The sequence below is a fragment of the Clostridium sp. TF11-13AC genome (assembly GCF_003481065.1).
In the GTDB taxonomy this organism is placed as follows: domain Bacteria; phylum Bacillota; class Clostridia; order Lachnospirales; family Lachnospiraceae; genus Otoolea; species Otoolea fessa.
In genome coordinates this window covers 37,706-55,673 of sequence record NZ_QUKJ01000009.1, presented here as the reverse complement: position 1 = coordinate 55,673, position 17,968 = coordinate 37,706, and the positions used below count along the sequence as shown (strand labels likewise).

The window sequence follows — 17,968 nt, the reverse complement described above, 5'->3', positions numbered from 1 at the left end:
CTACTTTTTATTTCTTCTTTCCAGATCATTCATCCAGATAATCCTTCAATTTTTTGCTCCGGCTCGGATGGCGCAGCTTCCGCAGCGCTTTCGCCTCGATCTGGCGGATCCGCTCGCGGGTGACATTGAACTGCCGTCCTACCTCTTCGAGCGTGCGCGGTCTGCCGTCGTCCAGGCCAAAGCGCAGACGCAGCACCTTCTGCTCCCGCTCGGTCAGCGTATCGAGCACTTCCATGAGCTGTTCATGCAGCAATGTATAGGTTGCCGCATCGACCGGAACCTGCACATGATCGTCCTGAATGAAATCGCCCAGATGACTGTCTTCCTCCTCGCCGATCGGTGTCTCCAAGGAAACCGGATCCTGTGAAATCTTCATGATCTCCCGCACACGCTCAACCGGCATCTCCATCTTTTCCGCGATCTCCTCCGGGGTAGGTTCCCGTCCAAGTTCCTGTAAAAGCTGTCTGGAAGTCCGGATCAGACGGTTGATCGTCTCCACCATGTGAACCGGAATCCGGATCGTCCGCGCCTGATCCGCGATCGCGCGCGTGATCGCCTGACGGATCCACCAGGTTGCATAGGTGCTGAACTTAAATCCTTTTGAATAATCATATTTTTCAACCGCCTTGATAAGCCCCAGATTTCCTTCCTGAATCAGGTCAAGGAACTGCATGCCTCTGCCGACATAGCGCTTCGCAATGCTGACAACCAGGCGCAGATTCGCCTCCGCCAGACGTTTTCTGGCATTTTCATCTCCCAGCTCCATCCGCTTCGCCAGTTCAATTTCCTCTTCCGGGGAAAGCAGCGGCACTTTTCCGATCTCTTTCAGATACATCCGGACTGGATCATCGAGGCTGACGCCATCCGGGATGCTGAGATCCAGGTTGTCCACGTCGATCGGCTCCTCCTCCTCGCCGTCTTCAAAAAGTTCTGGCTCCATGTCCTCATCGTCATCCATCCGGAGAACGTCTACATGATGACTTTCCAGAAAATCATAGATCTGATCGAGCTGTTCCGGGCTCAGTATCTCACCATGGAAATAATTCAATATTTCTTTATTGTCCAGTACATTTTTCTTTGTTTTTGCCAATTCCAGAAGCTGTGTGAGTTTTTCTTCAAATGTAACTTTTTTCTCTTCCATAGTTCGTCCTTCCTTCCATCCTCAGAACCTGCCCGACCATTTCCAATTTTGTTACTGAACACGCATACGTGTCCAGTAACGGAATTTGCCGTGGCTTCGCATTTCAATACGGCAAATTCCTGCTGCCACCACGTTTTCTTACGGCACTTTCGGTTCCAAAAGTGCCTACCCGTGTACAGTAACCCAATTTTTCCCAATCCGCAATCACTCCAACGTAATTACGAGCGAAGGCAATCCCGCCTGTTCCCGTATGAGCTGCTGCAGCTCATTCAAATCCGACGCCCGCCGGATCTGATCGTCGAGGCTGTTCTTCTTGATCCGGCGCACCGTCTCCGCAAATGCCTTTTTCTGCTCCTCATTGTTTAAGGATTCTTCCAGACTTGCATTGAAAAGCGCCGCGACTTCTTTGTAATTGCCCTCGTCGTCGATAAAGCGGTTCAAAATCGCCGCCGGATTGACATTTCCAGCTTCCAGACCCTCAAATACAGCTTTTGCCGCTTCTTTATAAAGTGGTTTTACAAAATCCTCCGGTCCGATGATGTCCTTGATCCGGGCATATAACGATGGTTCTTCAATCAGCCATGTAAGAAGCAGGCGTTCTGAACGGCGGATGCCCTCGTCCTTTTCCTTCTTCCTGCCCACCGGTCTCACCGCCGGTCCCGCATTTCCCGGAAACTCTGCATTTCCAGCACCGCGGTTTTCCGCCACTGCCCCGGCACTGCCGACGCTTCCGCCTACCTCCCTGTTTTGTACCGCACCAGTCGTATTTCCGGTTCTATATGAATCACCATAGCGACCTGCATATCCGCCTGCTGCCGTCTCCCCGACGCCATACCGGCTTCCGAGCTGGTTGACCAGCCGCCGCAGATCTTCATAATTGATAAAGTATTCCCGCGAAACCGCCTGTATATAATTATCCCGCTCCAGCGCCTCGCCAAATTCAAGCAGCTTGCGCGCCGTCTGATTGTAAAATGCCGTCTTCTGCTCCGGATCTTCCATATCAAAGCCGGCTTTCAGCACATCGATCTCATAGAGAAAGCTGTTTCTCGCCGTCTCGATCCGCTTTTCAAACTCCTCTGCTCCCAGATTTTTCATAAATTCATCCGGATCCTTATACGGACGCATATTCAGTACCTTGGTTGAAATTCCTGCCCGCTTGAGGATCGGAATCGCCCGTAGCGCCGCCTTGACGCCCGCGCCATCGCTGTCGTAGGTCAGAATGACCTGATCCGTATACCGCTTCAGAAGCGCCGCGTGCTGCTCGGTCAGCGCCGTTCCCAGCGATGCGACCGCGTTCGTATAACCCGCCTGGTGCATGGAAATCACATCCATGTAGCCCTCGCAGAGCATCATATATTTCTTTCTCGAAGTACGCGCGTAATTAAGTCCGTATAGATTCCGGCTTTTGTCAAACAGCATCGTCTCCGGTGAGTTTAAGTATTTCGGTTCCCCGTCCCCGAGGACACGTCCGCCAAACCCGATCACCCGGCTGTTGACATCCATGATCGGAAACATGACACGGTTCCAGAACTTGTCCCTGGCGCCGCGCTCCTCGATCGTTACCAGCCCCGTATCCTTTAAAAGCTCGTCCTCATAGCCCTTGCTTTTCAGATACCGGTACAGATCGTCGCTGATTTTATTGGAAAATCCCAGTCCGAACCGCCGGATCGTCTCATCCGTCAGCTTCCGCTTTACCAGATAATCATATCCTATCTTTCCCTGCGGCTGCTTGAGCTGATAATAAAAATAATTGGCTGCCAGCTTATTGATCTCCAGGAGCGCCGCCTTACGGTCCGCCTTCGCCTTTGCCTCTTTAGAATATTCCATCTTCGGCAGTTTCACGCCTGAACGGTCCGCCAGCATCTCAACCGCCTCGCGGAATGAATAATTTTCATATTCCATCACAAACGTAATCACATTGCCGCTGACACCGCAGCCAAAGCAGTGGTACATCTGCTTGGACGGCGACACCGAAAAGGATGGCGATTTCTCATGATGAAACGGGCAGAGTCCAAACAGGTTGCTTCCCTTCTTCTGCAGCTTCACGTATCCGGAAATCACATCCACAATGTCGCTACGCATTCTGACTTCCTCGATTACCTCTTCCGGATAATACATTTCTTCCTCCTTATACGCTCCAGGCTTTCGGAATAAACAATTCCTTAAACCGGTCAATCGCGTAAATATCTGTCATACCCGCGATATAATCGCATACCGCGCGCTCTTTCGTCTCATTTCTCATCTCCATAATCCGGTGGGATTCTTCCGGAAGTTCCTCCGGATGCGCCATATAATATCCATACAGCATCTCGATCATCTGCTGTGCGCGCCCTTCCTCCGCTTTCGCAATCCCGTCATGGTAGACATGGTCAAACATCCAGCGGCGCAGCCCGTGCATCGCCTCCTCACGTTCCGGTGACATCGCCACCTCCGGCTTGTCCTGGCTGTGCTCGATGATGTCGTGGATCATGATATTCAGCCGCTCATGCACACTGTTTCCCAGAATGTCCGTGTACTCCCGCGGCAAATCCTCTTCCTTCATGATCTTTCCCCGGATCGCATCATCTATATCATGGTTTATGTAGGCAATTTTATCTGAAAGCCGCACAACATTCCCTTCCAGCGTCGCCGGATGACCGCTCGTCCGGTGGTTCAGGATCCCGTTGCGAACCTCCCAGGTCAGGTTCAGCCGCAGCGCTTTCGCGATCGTGCGCGCTATCTGCGATACTTCCAGCGTGTGCGTCAGGCGCGTCCGGTAATGGTCGCCCTCCGGCGCCAGAAAAACCTGCGTTTTCTGTTTCAGACGTCGGAACGATTTGCTGTGCAGAATACGGTCGCGATCGCGCTGATACTCTGGCCGGATGTCGCAGAGCGGTTCTTTCCGCTCCCGTCCCCGTGTATTCGCACTCAGCGACGCATACGGACTAAGGGTTTCCTGTTCCCATTTTTCGATCGTTTCTCTGATATTCATCCAGATCCCACCTTTATTCAGAATAATTTACGGAATAAATTCGAAAGTTCGCCCATTATCTTATAATAATATCATATTTTTGTAATTTGGGACAGAGGTTTTCCATGGATTTTTGATCTTTTTCTATTTTCTTTTTTTATTTTATGTGGAAAGAAGGGGAATTATGACTACTTATTTCCATCTATTGAACAAAGGGGCTTAGAATGAAAAAGAGAAGACATCTGTTCTTTTGAATACAGACATCCTCTCTTTACTATCATACATACAAAACGTAACGGCTGTCCCTGATGGACCTCATCTACATTTTATTTTCACTTATTATTTTTACTTATCCGCTTTTTCAAGCAGTTTCTTGATACCCTGAATTGCTACTAATACACCCAGGATTAACAGCAGCACTGCAAATACAAGCTGCAGTGTATTTCCCAGATCCAGACCGGTCGTCATAAATGCGTTTGTGAGCTTTATGATGGTCATGCTCAGTGCAGTAAAGGTAACTGCCATCATGAACAGCATCGGCACCCAGAGCATCCAGCCCTGACGCTTGGTTTTCTTTAAGAATACTGCACAAGCTACAAGAGCAAGTACCGATAACAGCTGGTTTGCAGAACCGAATAACGGCCAGATCTCTGCATAGCCGACCTTGGTAAGCAGGTATGCGAGTACCAGTGTGATGATGGTTGCAAAATATTTATTGGTTACTACCTTTACAAACGGGCTCATATTTTCCTCGTCTGTGTCCGAATCCATGAAAAATTCCTGGAACGACAGACGCCCTACCCGGGCAACCGAATCCAGGGAAGTCAGTGCAAATGCAGATACCGCCAGGTTGATTAATGTAAATACAAGCGAATGCGGCAGACCAACTACGGAAAGAAAATTTGCGATCGCGCCTGCAAAAATCTGCGGCTGGGTGGTAAGTCCCTGTGCTGCTGCCTCGCCATCTGCAAAGGAAGCAACTGCAATCAGTGCGATGATAGCAAGCATACTCTCCATCAGCATTGCGCCAAACGAAACCGGAAGCATGTTCTTTTCATTTTTGATCTGTTTAGATGCAGTACCGGAAGATACCAGAGAATGGAAACCGGAAACTGCGCCACAGGCAATCGTTACAAATAAAATCGGGAACATATACTGTCCATTTACATTAAAGCTTGTAAACGGTTTCAAATTACATGCCGGATTGGCCACAAATACACCGATAACTGCACCGACGATCATAAAGATCAGCAGATAGCTGTTCAGATAATCACGCGGCTGAAGCAGCGCCCATACCGGAGCGACACTGGCAATTAGAATGTACACAAAGATAATAATATGCCAGGTTCCAAGATCGACATAGACCGGGAAATTCAGTCCCAGTGCGATCGCTGCCACCAGTAATAAAATAGCGACGGCTGTGTTGATCCATTTGTTGAATTTGGTATATTTGAGGAAATATCCAAGTGCAACTGCCTCGATGATAAATAACATAGAAGTAGTTGCAACGGCTCCATTTGCCGCTATCTTTGTGACAGCACCTGCCTCATCGACCGTAAATCCCTTAAATGTTCCCGCTACAACGTCTGCAAACGCTGCAACAACCAGAATACAGAACAGCCAGCAGAATAAAAGGAATAATTTCTTTCCTAATTTTCCAATGTACTCTTCGATGATGTATCCGATTGTTCGTCCCTTATTTTTGACAGACGCATACATGGATGCAAAATCCTGAACGGCGCCGAAAAATACGCCGCCGATTAAAATCCAAAGCAGGACCGGAAGCCAGCCAAAAATTGCCGCCTGGATCGGACCATTGATCGGACCCGCACCGGCGATCGACGCGAACTGATGACCAAACACAACGTTTGTATCAGCCGGTACATAATCGACACCGTCCTCCATCTCATATGCCGGAGTTTTGGCATTCGGATCGATGCCCCACTTATTCTGGAGATAACGCCCGTACAGGAGGTATGCTCCTCCCAGAACAACGATGGCGATTATCATCATCATTACTCCACTCATAGTTAAACCTCTTTCCTTTGTTTATTTATAAAAAAACGCCTCTGCTATCCAGTCGGATAACAAAGGCGAATTTTCTATCCCAACAGCTTTCCCGATCCATCCAGTGACTCTCTGTATTTCCGTTCTTTTATGTCTTTCCATGCTCATTGCATTTTATATCATGTAAATTATACTCTTTTGAGCAGAAAATTCAATTAACACTTTAAATATAATTTACAATTTCATTTATTGTTTTTTGTGCACCTTGCACTTCCTATTGTTTTTACAACGGGAAACTTCGCTCCAGACACAATGCCCCATACCCCACCCGCTCATTCGGATATACCGTCTCCCCCGGCAGACTCCGCGCCCCGCGGATGAGATATGCTTTCAGCTTCTCCCCATACAGGTAGGGATCGTTCCCATTTACAATCCCCCATTGCATCATCAGCGCCGCCGATCCGGTCACAAATGGAGCGGCAAAGGAAGTTCCTGTCACCGCCTCATATCCGCCGCCTGCGCGGGCGGTGATGATATTTACACCAGGTGCCGCCAGCTCTGGTTTGATCGGATGCCCCAATCTTGCAAATCCACGACCGGAAAAATCTGCATACGCCTGCGTGGCGTCATCGTACGCCCCCACCGAGATCGCCCGGCTGGCGGTCGATGGGATTGTCAGCGTCGTGTCCGGCGATGCCGTCAAAAAACGTGTTTCCCTGTTCAGTGCCATGCCCGCTGGCAGCCACAGATCATACTGACCATCCCGTATTTCTTCTGGAATCAGACGGATTTTCCAGAGCCCGTCCTGAATGTAGGCTTCTTTTGGAATCAAATCCAGATAAATCTCCTGCGCTTGACTGTATGGACTCGGCATCCCATAATATAGAAGAATCTCTTCCGTCTCATAGGAAAGCCGCTGTGCTCCCAACGATTCCCGGATCAGCCCGGTGCTGCTGCCGCCCGGGCTGAAAATTTCTACTGAAAACCGGTCCTGATACAATTTCCATAGCTGCACACCGAAGCCCGTCTGATATTCCCCCACTGCAAGCTCTATCTCCACCGGACGTCCCATCTGCAGAAATCCCGCCCGGTGTCCCATGCTGTATCCTTCATTTCCGGTTCCCACGATGATGGAAGTCCGCCCCCGCTCTGCCATCGAATTTAGATACGTCTCCAGCAGGCTGGTTCCGTCATGAGAACCGTAGGTATTTCCAAAGCTCAGATTCACCGCCACCGGCATCCGCCATTCCTGTGCGATTCCCACCACATAGTCCAACGCCCGCATCAGCTCTGTTGTCCTGGGAAATGAATCCGCAAGCGGCGTTCCAAGCTTCACGACCAGAAGTTCACTCTCCCAGGCTACTCCCCGGTAGTGTCCGCCGCCCTCCCAGCCATTTCCGGCTGCAATCGCCGCAACTGCCGTCCCGTGCCCACTCACATCCCGCGACTGGACGATCTCGTAAGCGCGTTCCCGGCTGCCCGCCTCCAATGCCCGGTTGAGCTCCTCCCGCGTATAAATCCGGTTCTGCTCCTGATCCCAAAGTGCGGCGATGCGCGTCGTTCCATCTGCGTTTCGAAAGTCCGGATGGAAATAATCGATTCCGGAGTCGATGATGGCAGTCAATGTGCCTCGACCACTTAAATCAGCATCTCTGCCATACACGTTTTGAGAGACTTGATTTCCGCTCTGCACCGGCGCAATACAGGTATCCCGAATCGCCCGGTTCACCTCAAAATAAAGACGCTTCGGCTTTTCTATATACTCAACCTGTGATAATCCTGCCAGATCATCCACCTGCGATTCAGGGAGCCGCACAATCGCGTAGCCGCCGGAAAGTGGATAAATTTCCGCCTGCGGCAGCTGTTCCTGCAACTTTTCCACAGTTCCATTATATTGAATGATTAATTCCCAGCGTTTCGTATTCTGGTCGTATCCCATCTGAAGTGCCGGGGACTTTTCCCGTTCCGCTTCTGTCGCATCCAAAGATAAGTTTAAAAGGTTTTCTTTTTTCTGGCTCTTGCCATTCACTAATTCACTCATTTTACAGTTTATGCTTATATGGCAAATCCCAGCATCATATTCTATCTATTTTTTTAACAAAACAAAACCCGGTACATCTCTGTACCGGGCTATCGATCATGCAGAAGAAGGGACTTGAACCCTCATGATGTTGCCATCACACGGACCTGAACCGTGCGCGTCTGCCAATTCCGCCACTTCTGCTTACTGCGGGAGATGGGACTTGAACCCACACGAGCATACACCCACAAGATCCTTAGTCTTGCCTGTCTGCCAATTCCAGCACTCCCGCTTACTGTTTTTCAATTTTCTCTGTCCGATGATTTTCTCACCGACAAAGAGTAGTATAGCACAATTTCATTTAAATTGCAAGCCTGTTTTCCGCAAATTTATATCTGAATTTATTGAATCAGAGTATAGCAAAAACCCGGCACATCTCTGTACCGGGCTATCAGTCATGCAGAAGAAGGGACTTGAACCCTCATGATGTTGCCATCACACGGACCTGAACCGTGCGCGTCTGCCAATTCCGCCACTTCTGCTTACTGCGGGAGATGGGACTTGAACCCACACGAGCATACACCCACAAGATCCTTAGTCTTGCCTGTCTGCCAATTCCAGCACTCCCGCTTACTGTTTTTCAATTTTCTCTGTCCGATGATTTTCTCACCGACAAAGAGTAGTATAGCACAATTTCATTTAAATTGCAAGCCTGTTTTCCGCAAATTTATATCTGAATTTATTGAATCAGAGTATAGCAAAAACCCGGCACATCTCTGTACCGGGCTATCAGTCATGCAGAAGAAGGGACTTGAACCCTCATGATGTTGCCATCACACGGACCTGAACCGTGCGCGTCTGCCAATTCCGCCACTTCTGCTTACTGCGGGAGATGGGACTTGAACCCACACGAGCATACACCCACAAGATCCTTAGTCTTGCCTGTCTGCCAATTCCAGCACTCCCGCTTACTGCTTTTTATTTTTGCCTGTCGAGTGAGTCACTCACTGACGAAGCTTAGTATAGCACAGGCGCTCCGCGAATGCAAGCATTTTTTTGTTTTTTTTATTTTTTTTTATTTGTTCTAATTATTCCTATATTTTTATAGTTTCTTTCTACTGCAAAATCATGTATTTCAGCCCTATCCTACCACTCCGCAGCTCCCTTAAAAAATCCTTTCTTACTTCTTAAACAGGAAAACAGACAACCATTACACATTTCTGGTTACTGTTCACGCATGCGTGCCCAGTAACCATTTCTGCATTCCTATAGCCACAAAATGTCTCCTTTGAGATTGAAAAAGCGCTGTCTTTCTGCTATAATACATAGTTGCATTGATTTCTTTCATTAAAATTAAGAAACATTACAAAAAGGGCGTAAAAAGGCGCAATAAGAAACCGAAAGAAAGGCGGAAATCCTGATAAGCAAAGGATTTTCGGATAGGTAAATCATAAAATGAAATTAGGTATCGTAGGTCTGCCAAACGTAGGCAAAAGTACACTGTTTAATTCTCTGACCAAGGCTGGCGCTGAGTCTGCCAATTACCCGTTCTGTACCATCGATCCGAACGTCGGTGTCGTACCGGTTCCAGATCCGCGTCTGGGTCAGTTAGCAGCTCTTTATAATTCTGCCAAAATCACTCCGGCTGTGATCGAGTTCGTTGATATCGCTGGTCTGGTAAAGGGCGCTTCCAAGGGCGAAGGTCTTGGAAACCAGTTCCTTGCCAATATCCGTGAGGTAGACGCGATCGTACACGTTGTCCGTTGCTTTGAGGATCCAAATGTTATCCATGTAGACGGCAGCGTCAATCCGCTCCGCGATATCGAAACCATCAACCTGGAGCTTATCTTCTCCGATATGGAGGTTCTGGAACGCCGTATCGCCAAGACGACCAAGAGTGCCATGGGAAATAAGGCTCTGGCCAAAGAACTGGAAACTTTAAAGAAACTGTATGCTCACCTGGAAGATGGCAAACTGGCAAAAAGCTTTGAGCCGGAGGATGAGGATGAACTCGCGTTCATCAATACGCTGGATCTCTTAACCTGGAAACCGGTTATCTTCGCTGCCAACGTATCCGAGGATGATCTGGCAGATGACGGTGCTTCCAATGAATATGTAAAACAGGTTCGCGAATTTGCAGCTGAGAACGACAGCGAGGTATTTGTTATCTGCGCCCAGATTGAGCAGGAGATCGCTGAGTTAGATGAAGATGAGAAGAAAATGTTCCTCGAAGATCTCGGTCTGACTGAATCCGGTCTTGAAAAACTGATTGCAGCCAGCTACCGCATTCTTGGCCTTATCAGCTACCTGACTGCCGGTGAAACTGAGACCCGTGCATGGACCATCAAAGTCGGCACCAAAGCACCGCAAGCAGCTGGAAAAATCCACTCCGATTTTGAGCGTGGCTTCATCAAAGCTGAGGTAGTCAACTATCAGGATCTCTTAGACTGCGGTTCCTATAATGCAGCCAGAGAAAAAGGGTTGGTACGCATGGAGGGCAAGGACTACGTGGTGAAGGACGGCGATGTCGTACTCTTCCGCTTCAATGTTTAATATCGTGTCATAAAATCTCAGAAGCTGCCATCCGCTGATCAGATTCCCTTTTCGTAGATTTGGGGTAACTGTTTGGGTTTGCGCATTTACTGCGCTGACCGTACGAAAACATGGGGGATCCTATCAAAGCATATCAACGGATGGCAGCTCTTTTTATTTCTCCCTTTTTACAAAAGTGTGTCTGATGCATACTAACTCATAATTATACGAAACACCACTCTTTTATTCATTTCTGGCTAATGGGTATTCATTTTTACTCTAAGTTGTCGTGCAATTTATTAGATTTGAATTTTTGAAAGAGCCAGCACCTTGAATGGGCTGACTCTTTCAATGTCACCTGTAATTGACAAACTGGAATTTGGCTATTTCGTTGCAACAATACTTATCCAATGATTTTTTGCATTTGAATACGTTTTGATCTCTGTAAAACCCGCTTCTTTCAAAGCGGCAACAAGTTGTTTAGATGTGTAAATCTTCATACCATTGATCATCTTTGTCCATTTTTCATCTGCGGCATTCGTTCCGTCACTCTCGTTACAAATCAGGAATATGCCTTCGCTTTTTAGCACACGGTTGATCTCGGAAAAGCATTTTACTAATCCTGGCCAAAAGTAAACTGTTTCGAAGGCAGAAACATAATCAAAAGTCGCGTCAGAAAAGGGTATAGCAGATACATCTCCTTGAACTACATTACATTTCCCTTGTTTAATGGCGAGGGCGTTCAATTTTTGAGATTCTGCCACACTAACCTCAGAATAATCCATTCCTGTCACGTGGCCATTTCCACATCTATCAAGCCAGACCGCAATATTTGCTCCGCCGCCACAGCCGACGTCCAGAACTTCAGCATCAGACTTCGCGGAGATATTTGAGAATCCCCATTGCGATAATTTGGCGTGACCGCTGTTCATCATCTTCGTCATCAATTTTCCGCCGAAGCCTTGTGGCTTACGGGTATTTTCAAAAAATTTCATTACAGAATTCCTCCTCCACAAATACCGGTTTTCTTAATTCGACAAACCGGTATTGCTCAATCGTTTTTCTCCGTTAGGAGAATATACAATCCATAAATAAAAAGAACAAGGAATAAAACCGTAGGAATCAATAATCCATTTTCTAAAATACTTACAATCATTCTTCCAGGTGGCGTTACCCATTCAGTTGCTGGATTTTGCATTGCCACTATTATCATTCCCACAATACCAACAACACCACTTAATGTTAAAAAACCACCTTTTATATTTCTACTCATAATCATTACCTCCTCGTTAAATACCGATTAGTATAACAGTAGTCTAACACATGTTGTTTAAAAATACTACAGCCAAGCTAATGTCTGTAATTTGCCCTAAAATTTCATTTTATGGAATTTGGACTACTTGATTTTCTAATCGCATACGCAATTTGTGAAATGTATCATTATACTGTTGATACATCAGACACACAAATGTAAATAGGGACTTTTATTTTTATAACAAATCATATTCTTTCATTTTCCCTCAAACCGTCTCATACACTGTACTAAACGAATTCCGGAGCTTTCTTATGAGTTCAAAAACAAAAATTGTCGTACTCCGCATGAAAGAGATTATTTATACTGCTATCTTTATCGGGCTGGGGCTTCTTCTCATCGCGCTTCTCCTCATCATGTTCCGTCCTGGAAGGAAGACACAGAGTGCTTCTGCCCCTGCTGCGGCTGGTATCCACTATCTGCCAGGCATGTACAGTTCTACCCTGACACTTGGCAGCCAAGCAGTCAATGTCGAAGTCACGGTTGATTCCACCCAAATCACCTCTGTTACCTGCCGTCCTTTAAGTGATTCCATCGAAACTATGTACCCGCTGCTCTCCCCTTCCGCTTCGCATCTCTCGGAGCAGATCGTGAGCACGCAGTCGCTTGAAAATCTCTCCTTTGAAAGCGGCAGCCAGTATACCTCACAGGCACTCTTAAATGTGATACATACCGCACTGGCGAAAGCGATCCTTTAAGTTTCATATCACTCCATATAGCTTCTTCTAATCAAAACGTCCGGCTGAACCGTCTTTCCAAACGGTTCAACCGGACGTTTTACTTCCGTATTCGTGACTGTTCAGTACCTTCATAGTCACGCGTATTCATTTACGTTATTTACTGAATAACCTTAACCGGGCACTTCGCTGCACAAGCTCCGCAGTTTACGCACTTCTCATAATCGATAACAGCTACGTTGTTATCCATATGGATTGCGTCAAACTTACACTGCTTGGTACACAGCGTACAGCCGATACAGCCAACCTGGCAGGCTGCCTTGACAGCCGGTCCACGATCGTGGGAGCTGCACTGTACCAGATGTTTTGCCTTGTACGGTACCAGGTCGATCAGGTGTTTCGGGCAGGCTGCCACGCAGGCACCACACGCTACACACTTCTCTTTGTCTACAACCGCTACGCCGTCTACCACGTGGATTGCATCGAATTTACATGCCTTCACACAGGTACCGAAACCGGTACAGCCGTAAGAACATGCCTTTGCACCGCCACCCGGTACAACGGATGCCTTCGCACAGTCCTCGATACCATGGTACTCGTACTGTACTTTTGTCTTGTCGCAGGTACCTTTACATTTAACGAAAGCTACCTTCTTCTCAGAGGAACCAGCCTCTACACCCATGATAGCAGCGATCTTCTCGCCAACCGGAGCGCCGCCGACCGGGCAGGCATTGACCGGAGCTTTGCCCTCTGCGATGGCCTTTGCAAGACCATCACAGCCCGGGTAACCACAGCCACCACAGTTGTTGCCCGGAAGCTCTTCACGGACAGCTGCCTCTTTTTCATCTACTTCAACTTTAAATTTCGCGCCGAACAGACCCAGACCGACACCAACGATGATGCCGACTGCCGCGATCACGACAGCAGCGATAATGATTGAATTCATATCCATTTTCGTCTCCTCCTTCTACAGTAATCCGGAAAATCCGAGAAATGCAATCGCCATCAGACCAGCCGTTACAAGTACGATAGGAGATCCCTGGAAGTTATACGGGATATCATTTCCCTCGATGTGCTCACGGATACCTGCCAGAAGCACGATGGAGATGGTATAACCAACGGCTGTACCAACACCATTTACCACGCTCTGTAAAAATCCATATCCGTTCTGGACGTTTGTCAGGGCAACACCAAGAACGGCACAGTTTGTTGTAATCAGCGGAAGGAATACACCCAGCGCGTTATACAGGGAAACCATGCACTTCTTTAAGAACATCTCAACGATCTGAACCAGTGCTGCGATAACGAGAATGAAAACGATGGTTTTCAGGTAATCGATACCAAGCGGTGCCAGAACGAACTGATAAATCAGGTTTGCAACGATGGATGCGATGGTAATAACGAAGATAACCGCACCACCCATACCAGCTGCTGTTTCAACTTTTTTGGATACGCCGACGAAGGAGCAGATACCGAGGAACTGGCTCAGTACGACGTTGCTGACCAGCGCCGAGCTTATCGCAATAATAAGTAATTCTTTCATCACTTCTCCTCCTGTTCCTTCTTAACTTCTGCATCATGACCAGCACAGCTTAAGCAGTCGCCGCTGCAGCAGCCACCCTTCTTCTTCTCTTTTACGGAACCGTTTGTTGCACACGGCATCTTCAGACGATTCTGAAGAGCAGTCAGGCAAGCCAGTACGAAGAATGCACCCGGCGCCAGGATGAAGATTGAGATCGGCTGATAGGAAGCCGGCATAATCTGGATACCAAAGATAGTACCTGCACCCAGAAGCTCACGGAAAGAACCGATGAGTGCCAGAGCAACTGTAAATCCAAGTCCCATACCGATACCGTCAAATGCAGACAGGATCGGACCGTTCTTCATAGCATATGCCTCGGCACGGCCAAGGATGATACAGTTAACTACGATCAGCGGAATGTAAAGTCCCAGGGAAGCATATAAGCTTGGAACGAAACCTTCCATCAACATATCTACGATGGTTACGAAGGATGCTACGACTACGATCTCTGCCGGCAGACGTACGCCGTCCGGAATGATCTTACGAAGCAATGCAATCAGAAAGTTCGCCGCAATCAGTACGGCGGTTGTCGAAAGTCCCATGCCGACACCGTTGATGGCGGAAGTGGTTACCGCCAGGGTCGGACACAGACCCAGCATCTGAACGAAAATCGGGTTTTCTTTCCAGATACCGTTATATAAGCGCTCTACATATTTATTCATAATCTTTCCACCTCCTACTGTGCCAGGCAGTTAGCCACGAAATAGATAGCTGCATCTGTCGCGTTGGTGACTGCCTTGGAAGTGATCGTTGCACCACTGATGGCTTCAATCTGATTATCTGCAGACGCGCCTGTCTTTGTAACTTCCAGGTTCTCAGCTTTCTTGCCGATAAACTGATCCTTGAAATCCGGTTCTTTGGCTCTCATACCAAGACCTGGCGTATCGCTGATGCTTAAGAAACCGATACCGGTCAGCTCGCCCTCGTTGCTGATACCAACTGCGATCTGCACGTTGCCGCCGTAGCTCTCTGCGGAGGTAGAGGTAATCAGGTAACCGATCTGGTTGCCGCTTGCATCCAGCGCTTCTTTTGCATCATTGATGGTAACTTTTCCAAATCCCCACTCAGAGATGCTGTCCGCTGCAGCAGTTACTGCGTCAGCCAGCTCCTGCGGTTCATCAAAGCTTGCCGCATCCGGGTAAACTTCCTGATAAGTTTTAGTAGCTGCTGCCTCCTGTGCCTGTGCAATCGGATCCAGCGTAATATCATGTACTGTTCCCAGACAGATACCAGCTACCAGAGTAATAACGAAAAGGATGATTGTATTTTTGATAATCTGGTTCATTATTTCTTCTGACCTCCTTTTCCAAATGCTGTCGGAAGCGTATAGCGCTCAATCAGCGGTACCAGCAGGTTGCTGAAGATGATCGCATAGGAAACGCCCTCCGGAGAAGCACCCCAGAGACGGAAGATTCCGGTTACGATTCCGAGGATCAGTCCGTATACGATCTGTCCCTTCGGAGTCAGAGGACTCGTTACATAATCGGTTGCCATAAAGAATGCACCGAAGATAAGACCACCTGCACAGATCTCACTGAGAGAATAGGTCAGGTTGAATCCACCAAACAGGAATGTAAATACAAATACGGTTCCAATGTAAATCAGCGGGATAACCGGGCTGATAACTTTGCGGACTACCATGTAAATCGCACCAATCAGCAGGGCAATTACAGATACCTCACCGATAGTTCCCGGGATACGTCCGATTACCAGGGATGCCAGATCCACTGTCTCACCGGCTCTTAACTGTGCCAGCGGAGTTGCACCTGTCAGACTGTCAAATCCAAGCTTTGCGGATGAGAAGTTATTCATAAACAGAGCGAAGGAAGTCAGAAGGAAACATCTGGCTGCCAGTGCCGGGTTCATGAAGTTCTGTCCCAGACCACCATAAAGCTGTTTTACAACGATGATTGCAAAGAATGCACCAAGAACCGGGATCCAAACCGGGATTTCCGGCGGCATATTCAGTGCAAGAATCATGCCGGTAACAACTGCACTGCCGTCCGAAATCGTAATCGGCTTGTGCATTAATTTCTCATAAAGATACTCGGCTGCCACACTGGCGATCACGGTAGCGATCAGAACCAGAAGTGCATTCATGCCGAACTGCCATACACCATAAACACTGGCAGGAATCATGGCGATCACAACGTCAAACATCAGGCGCTGTGTCGTAACTCCGTCACGAACGTGAGGTGATGACGATACTTTTAATAATTTTTCCATTTCTTCCCACCTCCTACTTTCTGCGGCTGGCTGCTACTGCCTTACGCATCTCTTTGAATGCCTGGGTCAGCGGCCGTCTTGCCGGACAAGCATATGCACAGCATCCGCACTCAACGCATTCCATGCCGTTTAAGCTCTGGAATTTCTCAAGATCGTGAGCCGTAGATGCTTTCATCATCAGCGGAGGTACAAGGTGCTCCGGACAAACGCCTACACAGCGTCCGCAACGGATACATGCTGACGGCTCCATCGCTGCTACCTGGTCCTTGGTAAAGGTGGTCAGAGCAGATGAAGTCTTCGCTACCGGGAAGTCAAGGCTGAAAAGAGCCTGTCCCATCATAGGACCACCAGAAATCATTTTCTCCGGTTCCTGTTTAAAGCCGCCTGCTGCCTCTACCAGTCTCTGATAGTTGGTACCAAGACGTACCTCAAAGTTCTGCGGCTCTGCAATGGCATCACCGGTTACCGTAATGATCTTGCGGATCAGCGGAGTTGTCTTGCATACTGCATTATAAATAGAAGCAACGGTATCAATATTGTCTACGATACAGCCTGCATCTGCCGGCAGCATGGAAGAATTGATCTCACGTCCTGTCACTGCATAGATAAGTGTACGCTCACCACCCTGCGGGTACTTGGTAAGCAGCGGACATACTTCGATCCTCGGCTCGTCCTTTACCATCTCCGTCAGCTTCTTGATAGCCTCCGGCTTGTTGTTCTCGATACCGATAACACCCTTCGCATTGTCAAACAGCTGAAGCATAACCTTCAGGCCGCCGATAATCTGCTCCGGACGCTCCATCATGGTACGATAGTCACTGGTTAAGTACGGCTCGCACTCTGCACCGTTGACGATAACGTAATCAATTGCGTTCTCATCCTTCGGAGTAAGCTTTACATGTGTCGGGAAACCAGCGCCGCCCAGGCCGACGATACCAGCATCCTTAACGATCTTACGGATCTCTTCTTTCGACAGCTTTGTTGCATCTCTGTCTGTTCCGAAGCCCTCAATCGCCTCTTCTTCACCGTCATTCTCCACCAGGATTGACTGAACCATTGCACCATTAGCAACCAGCTTGGACTCGATTCCCTTTACCGTACCGGAAACAGAACTGAGTACGTTTGCGGAAATAAATCCGCCTGCCTCTGCAATGATCTGGCCTTTCAGCACGTGATCGCCCTTCGCTACCAGTGGTTTCGCAGGTGCGCCAATGTGCTGGGACAGCGGATAAACCATGATCTCGCCCTGTAACGGTTCGAGAACCTTGATCGGCTTATCCTCAGACAGTTCTTTACCCTCATATGGATGAATGCCGCCTATAAATGTAGCCAAACCCATCAATTAAACCCTCTTTCTCTTACTAAATTTTCCTTCATCCTCCACCCATTCACCTCCCGTCAGATGCCTTTTCTGCCGAAATTGTGAAAATATTATCGGGCGTAGGAGCTAGAATCTACCGCGTATAGTATAACACAGGTAAAAAAAATTCACAATTGAAAAATGAATCTTCTGCCCCCTTC

Annotated in this window: 15 protein-coding genes and 6 tRNA genes; 2 read left to right on the top strand and 19 right to left on the bottom strand. The window is 48.1% G+C overall.

The window, feature by feature from the left end; translation table 11 throughout:
* Positions 1-25: 25 nt before the first annotated feature.
* The 11 genes from rpoD to DXD12_RS14050 form a co-directional block, all read right to left on the bottom strand.
* On the bottom strand, positions 26-1,141 hold the full coding sequence (rpoD, locus tag DXD12_RS14100) for an RNA polymerase sigma factor RpoD (RefSeq protein WP_118638552.1): 1,116 nt from the start codon (positions 1,139-1,141) through the stop codon (positions 26-28).
* 204 nt (positions 1,142-1,345) lie between these two features.
* Entirely contained in the window at positions 1,346-3,259 is a 1,914-nt protein-coding gene (dnaG, locus tag DXD12_RS14095; protein WP_118638551.1) for a DNA primase, read from the bottom strand.
* Positions 3,260-3,269: 10 nt separating this feature from the next.
* Positions 3,270-4,112, bottom strand: coding sequence for a deoxyguanosinetriphosphate triphosphohydrolase (locus tag DXD12_RS14090; RefSeq protein WP_118638550.1), 843 nt, complete (start codon positions 4,110-4,112; stop codon positions 3,270-3,272).
* 324 nt (positions 4,113-4,436) lie between these two features.
* Entirely contained in the window at positions 4,437-6,119 is a 1,683-nt protein-coding gene (locus DXD12_RS14085) for a carbon starvation protein A (protein WP_022359691.1), read from the bottom strand.
* Between the two features lie 262 nt (positions 6,120-6,381).
* On the bottom strand, positions 6,382-8,139 hold the full coding sequence (locus tag DXD12_RS14080; RefSeq protein WP_118638549.1) for a S8 family peptidase: 1,758 nt from the start codon (positions 8,137-8,139) through the stop codon (positions 6,382-6,384).
* A 99-nt stretch (positions 8,140-8,238) separates the two neighbouring features.
* Positions 8,239-8,322: transfer RNA gene (locus tag DXD12_RS14075), tRNA-Leu, on the bottom strand.
* Between the two features lie 4 nt (positions 8,323-8,326).
* Positions 8,327-8,410, bottom strand: a tRNA-Leu gene (locus DXD12_RS14070).
* A gap of 166 nt (positions 8,411-8,576) precedes the next feature.
* A tRNA-Leu gene (locus DXD12_RS14065) sits at positions 8,577-8,660 on the bottom strand.
* Positions 8,661-8,664: 4 nt separating this feature from the next.
* Positions 8,665-8,748 (bottom strand) — tRNA-Leu (locus tag DXD12_RS14060).
* A gap of 166 nt (positions 8,749-8,914) precedes the next feature.
* Positions 8,915-8,998, bottom strand: a tRNA-Leu gene (locus DXD12_RS14055).
* Positions 8,999-9,002: 4 nt separating this feature from the next.
* Positions 9,003-9,086, bottom strand: a tRNA-Leu gene (locus tag DXD12_RS14050).
* 487 nt (positions 9,087-9,573) lie between these two features.
* Between DXD12_RS14050 and ychF the strand changes: the two genes are divergently transcribed.
* Positions 9,574-10,671 (top strand): redox-regulated ATPase YchF, encoded by a 1,098-nt coding sequence (gene ychF, locus DXD12_RS14045; protein WP_117795141.1) that lies wholly within the window; start codon positions 9,574-9,576, stop codon positions 10,669-10,671.
* A 362-nt stretch (positions 10,672-11,033) separates the two neighbouring features.
* Here the strand turns inward: ychF and DXD12_RS14040 are convergent, their stop codons facing one another.
* Entirely contained in the window at positions 11,034-11,645 is a 612-nt protein-coding gene (locus DXD12_RS14040) for a class I SAM-dependent methyltransferase (protein ID WP_117795139.1), read from the bottom strand.
* A 56-nt stretch (positions 11,646-11,701) separates the two neighbouring features.
* Positions 11,702-11,923 carry a peptidase M50 gene (locus DXD12_RS14035; protein ID WP_107001555.1) on the bottom strand — a complete coding sequence of 74 codons (222 nt, stop codon included), beginning with the start codon at positions 11,921-11,923 and terminating at the stop codon, positions 11,702-11,704.
* A 293-nt stretch (positions 11,924-12,216) separates the two neighbouring features.
* On the opposite strand from DXD12_RS14035, the gene DXD12_RS14030 reads away from it, so the two are divergent.
* Positions 12,217-12,660 (top strand): hypothetical protein, encoded by a 444-nt coding sequence (locus DXD12_RS14030; protein WP_117795137.1) that lies wholly within the window; start codon positions 12,217-12,219, stop codon positions 12,658-12,660.
* 139 nt (positions 12,661-12,799) lie between these two features.
* Here the strand turns inward: DXD12_RS14030 and DXD12_RS14025 are convergent, their stop codons facing one another.
* The 6 genes from DXD12_RS14025 to rsxC are packed head-to-tail and all read right to left on the bottom strand — an operon-like array spanning position 12,800 to position 17,786.
* Positions 12,800-13,591: an RnfABCDGE type electron transport complex subunit B gene (locus DXD12_RS14025; protein ID WP_022359780.1), complete on the bottom strand. Its 792-nt coding sequence runs from the start codon at positions 13,589-13,591 to the stop codon at positions 12,800-12,802.
* A 15-nt stretch (positions 13,592-13,606) separates the two neighbouring features.
* Positions 13,607-14,182, bottom strand: coding sequence for an RnfABCDGE type electron transport complex subunit A (locus tag DXD12_RS14020; protein ID WP_107001556.1), 576 nt, complete (start codon positions 14,180-14,182; stop codon positions 13,607-13,609).
* Complete coding sequence (locus DXD12_RS14015) at positions 14,182-14,883, bottom strand: electron transport complex subunit E (protein ID WP_022359778.1); 702 nt, start codon at positions 14,881-14,883, stop codon at positions 14,182-14,184. The genes DXD12_RS14020 and DXD12_RS14015 overlap by 1 nt, the downstream gene beginning before the upstream one ends.
* Positions 14,884-14,897: 14 nt before the next feature.
* Entirely contained in the window at positions 14,898-15,506 is a 609-nt protein-coding gene (locus tag DXD12_RS14010; protein WP_107001557.1) for an RnfABCDGE type electron transport complex subunit G, read from the bottom strand.
* The gene (locus DXD12_RS14005; RefSeq protein WP_107001558.1) at positions 15,506-16,447 is read right to left on the bottom strand and encodes an RnfABCDGE type electron transport complex subunit D; all 942 of its coding nucleotides are present in this window, start codon (positions 16,445-16,447) and stop codon (positions 15,506-15,508) included. The genes DXD12_RS14010 and DXD12_RS14005 overlap by 1 nt, the downstream gene beginning before the upstream one ends.
* Before the next feature lie 13 nt (positions 16,448-16,460).
* Positions 16,461-17,786 carry an electron transport complex subunit RsxC gene (gene rsxC, locus DXD12_RS14000; RefSeq protein ID WP_107001559.1) on the bottom strand — a complete coding sequence of 442 codons (1,326 nt, stop codon included), beginning with the start codon at positions 17,784-17,786 and terminating at the stop codon, positions 16,461-16,463.
* Between the last annotated feature and the right edge of the window lie 182 nt (positions 17,787-17,968).

Coding starts and splice junctions, on each gene's coding strand:
- DXD12_RS14035 (WP_107001555.1), bottom strand. CDS start 11,923: ATGAGTAGAAATATAAAAGGTGGTTTTTTAACATTAAGTGGTGTTGTT.
- DXD12_RS14080 (WP_118638549.1), bottom strand. CDS start 8,139: ATGAGTGAATTAGTGAATGGCAAGAGCCAGAAAAAAGAAAACCTTTTA.
- ychF (WP_117795141.1), top strand. CDS start 9,574: ATGAAATTAGGTATCGTAGGTCTGCCAAACGTAGGCAAAAGTACACTG.
- rsxC (WP_107001559.1), bottom strand. CDS start 17,786: ATGGGTTTGGCTACATTTATAGGCGGCATTCATCCATATGAGGGTAAA.
- DXD12_RS14040 (WP_117795139.1), bottom strand. CDS start 11,645: ATGAAATTTTTTGAAAATACCCGTAAGCCACAAGGCTTCGGCGGAAAA.
- DXD12_RS14020 (WP_107001556.1), bottom strand. CDS start 14,182: ATGAAAGAATTACTTATTATTGCGATAAGCTCGGCGCTGGTCAGCAAC.
- DXD12_RS14085 (WP_022359691.1), bottom strand. CDS start 6,119: ATGAGTGGAGTAATGATGATGATAATCGCCATCGTTGTTCTGGGAGGA.
- DXD12_RS14005 (WP_107001558.1), bottom strand. CDS start 16,447: ATGGAAAAATTATTAAAAGTATCGTCATCACCTCACGTTCGTGACGGA.
- DXD12_RS14015 (WP_022359778.1), bottom strand. CDS start 14,883: ATGAATAAATATGTAGAGCGCTTATATAACGGTATCTGGAAAGAAAAC.
- dnaG (WP_118638551.1), bottom strand. CDS start 3,259: ATGTATTATCCGGAAGAGGTAATCGAGGAAGTCAGAATGCGTAGCGAC.
- DXD12_RS14010 (WP_107001557.1), bottom strand. CDS start 15,506: ATGAACCAGATTATCAAAAATACAATCATCCTTTTCGTTATTACTCTG.
- DXD12_RS14025 (WP_022359780.1), bottom strand. CDS start 13,591: ATGGATATGAATTCAATCATTATCGCTGCTGTCGTGATCGCGGCAGTC.
- rpoD (WP_118638552.1), bottom strand. CDS start 1,141: ATGGAAGAGAAAAAAGTTACATTTGAAGAAAAACTCACACAGCTTCTG.
- DXD12_RS14030 (WP_117795137.1), top strand. CDS start 12,217: ATGAGTTCAAAAACAAAAATTGTCGTACTCCGCATGAAAGAGATTATT.
- DXD12_RS14090 (WP_118638550.1), bottom strand. CDS start 4,112: ATGAATATCAGAGAAACGATCGAAAAATGGGAACAGGAAACCCTTAGT.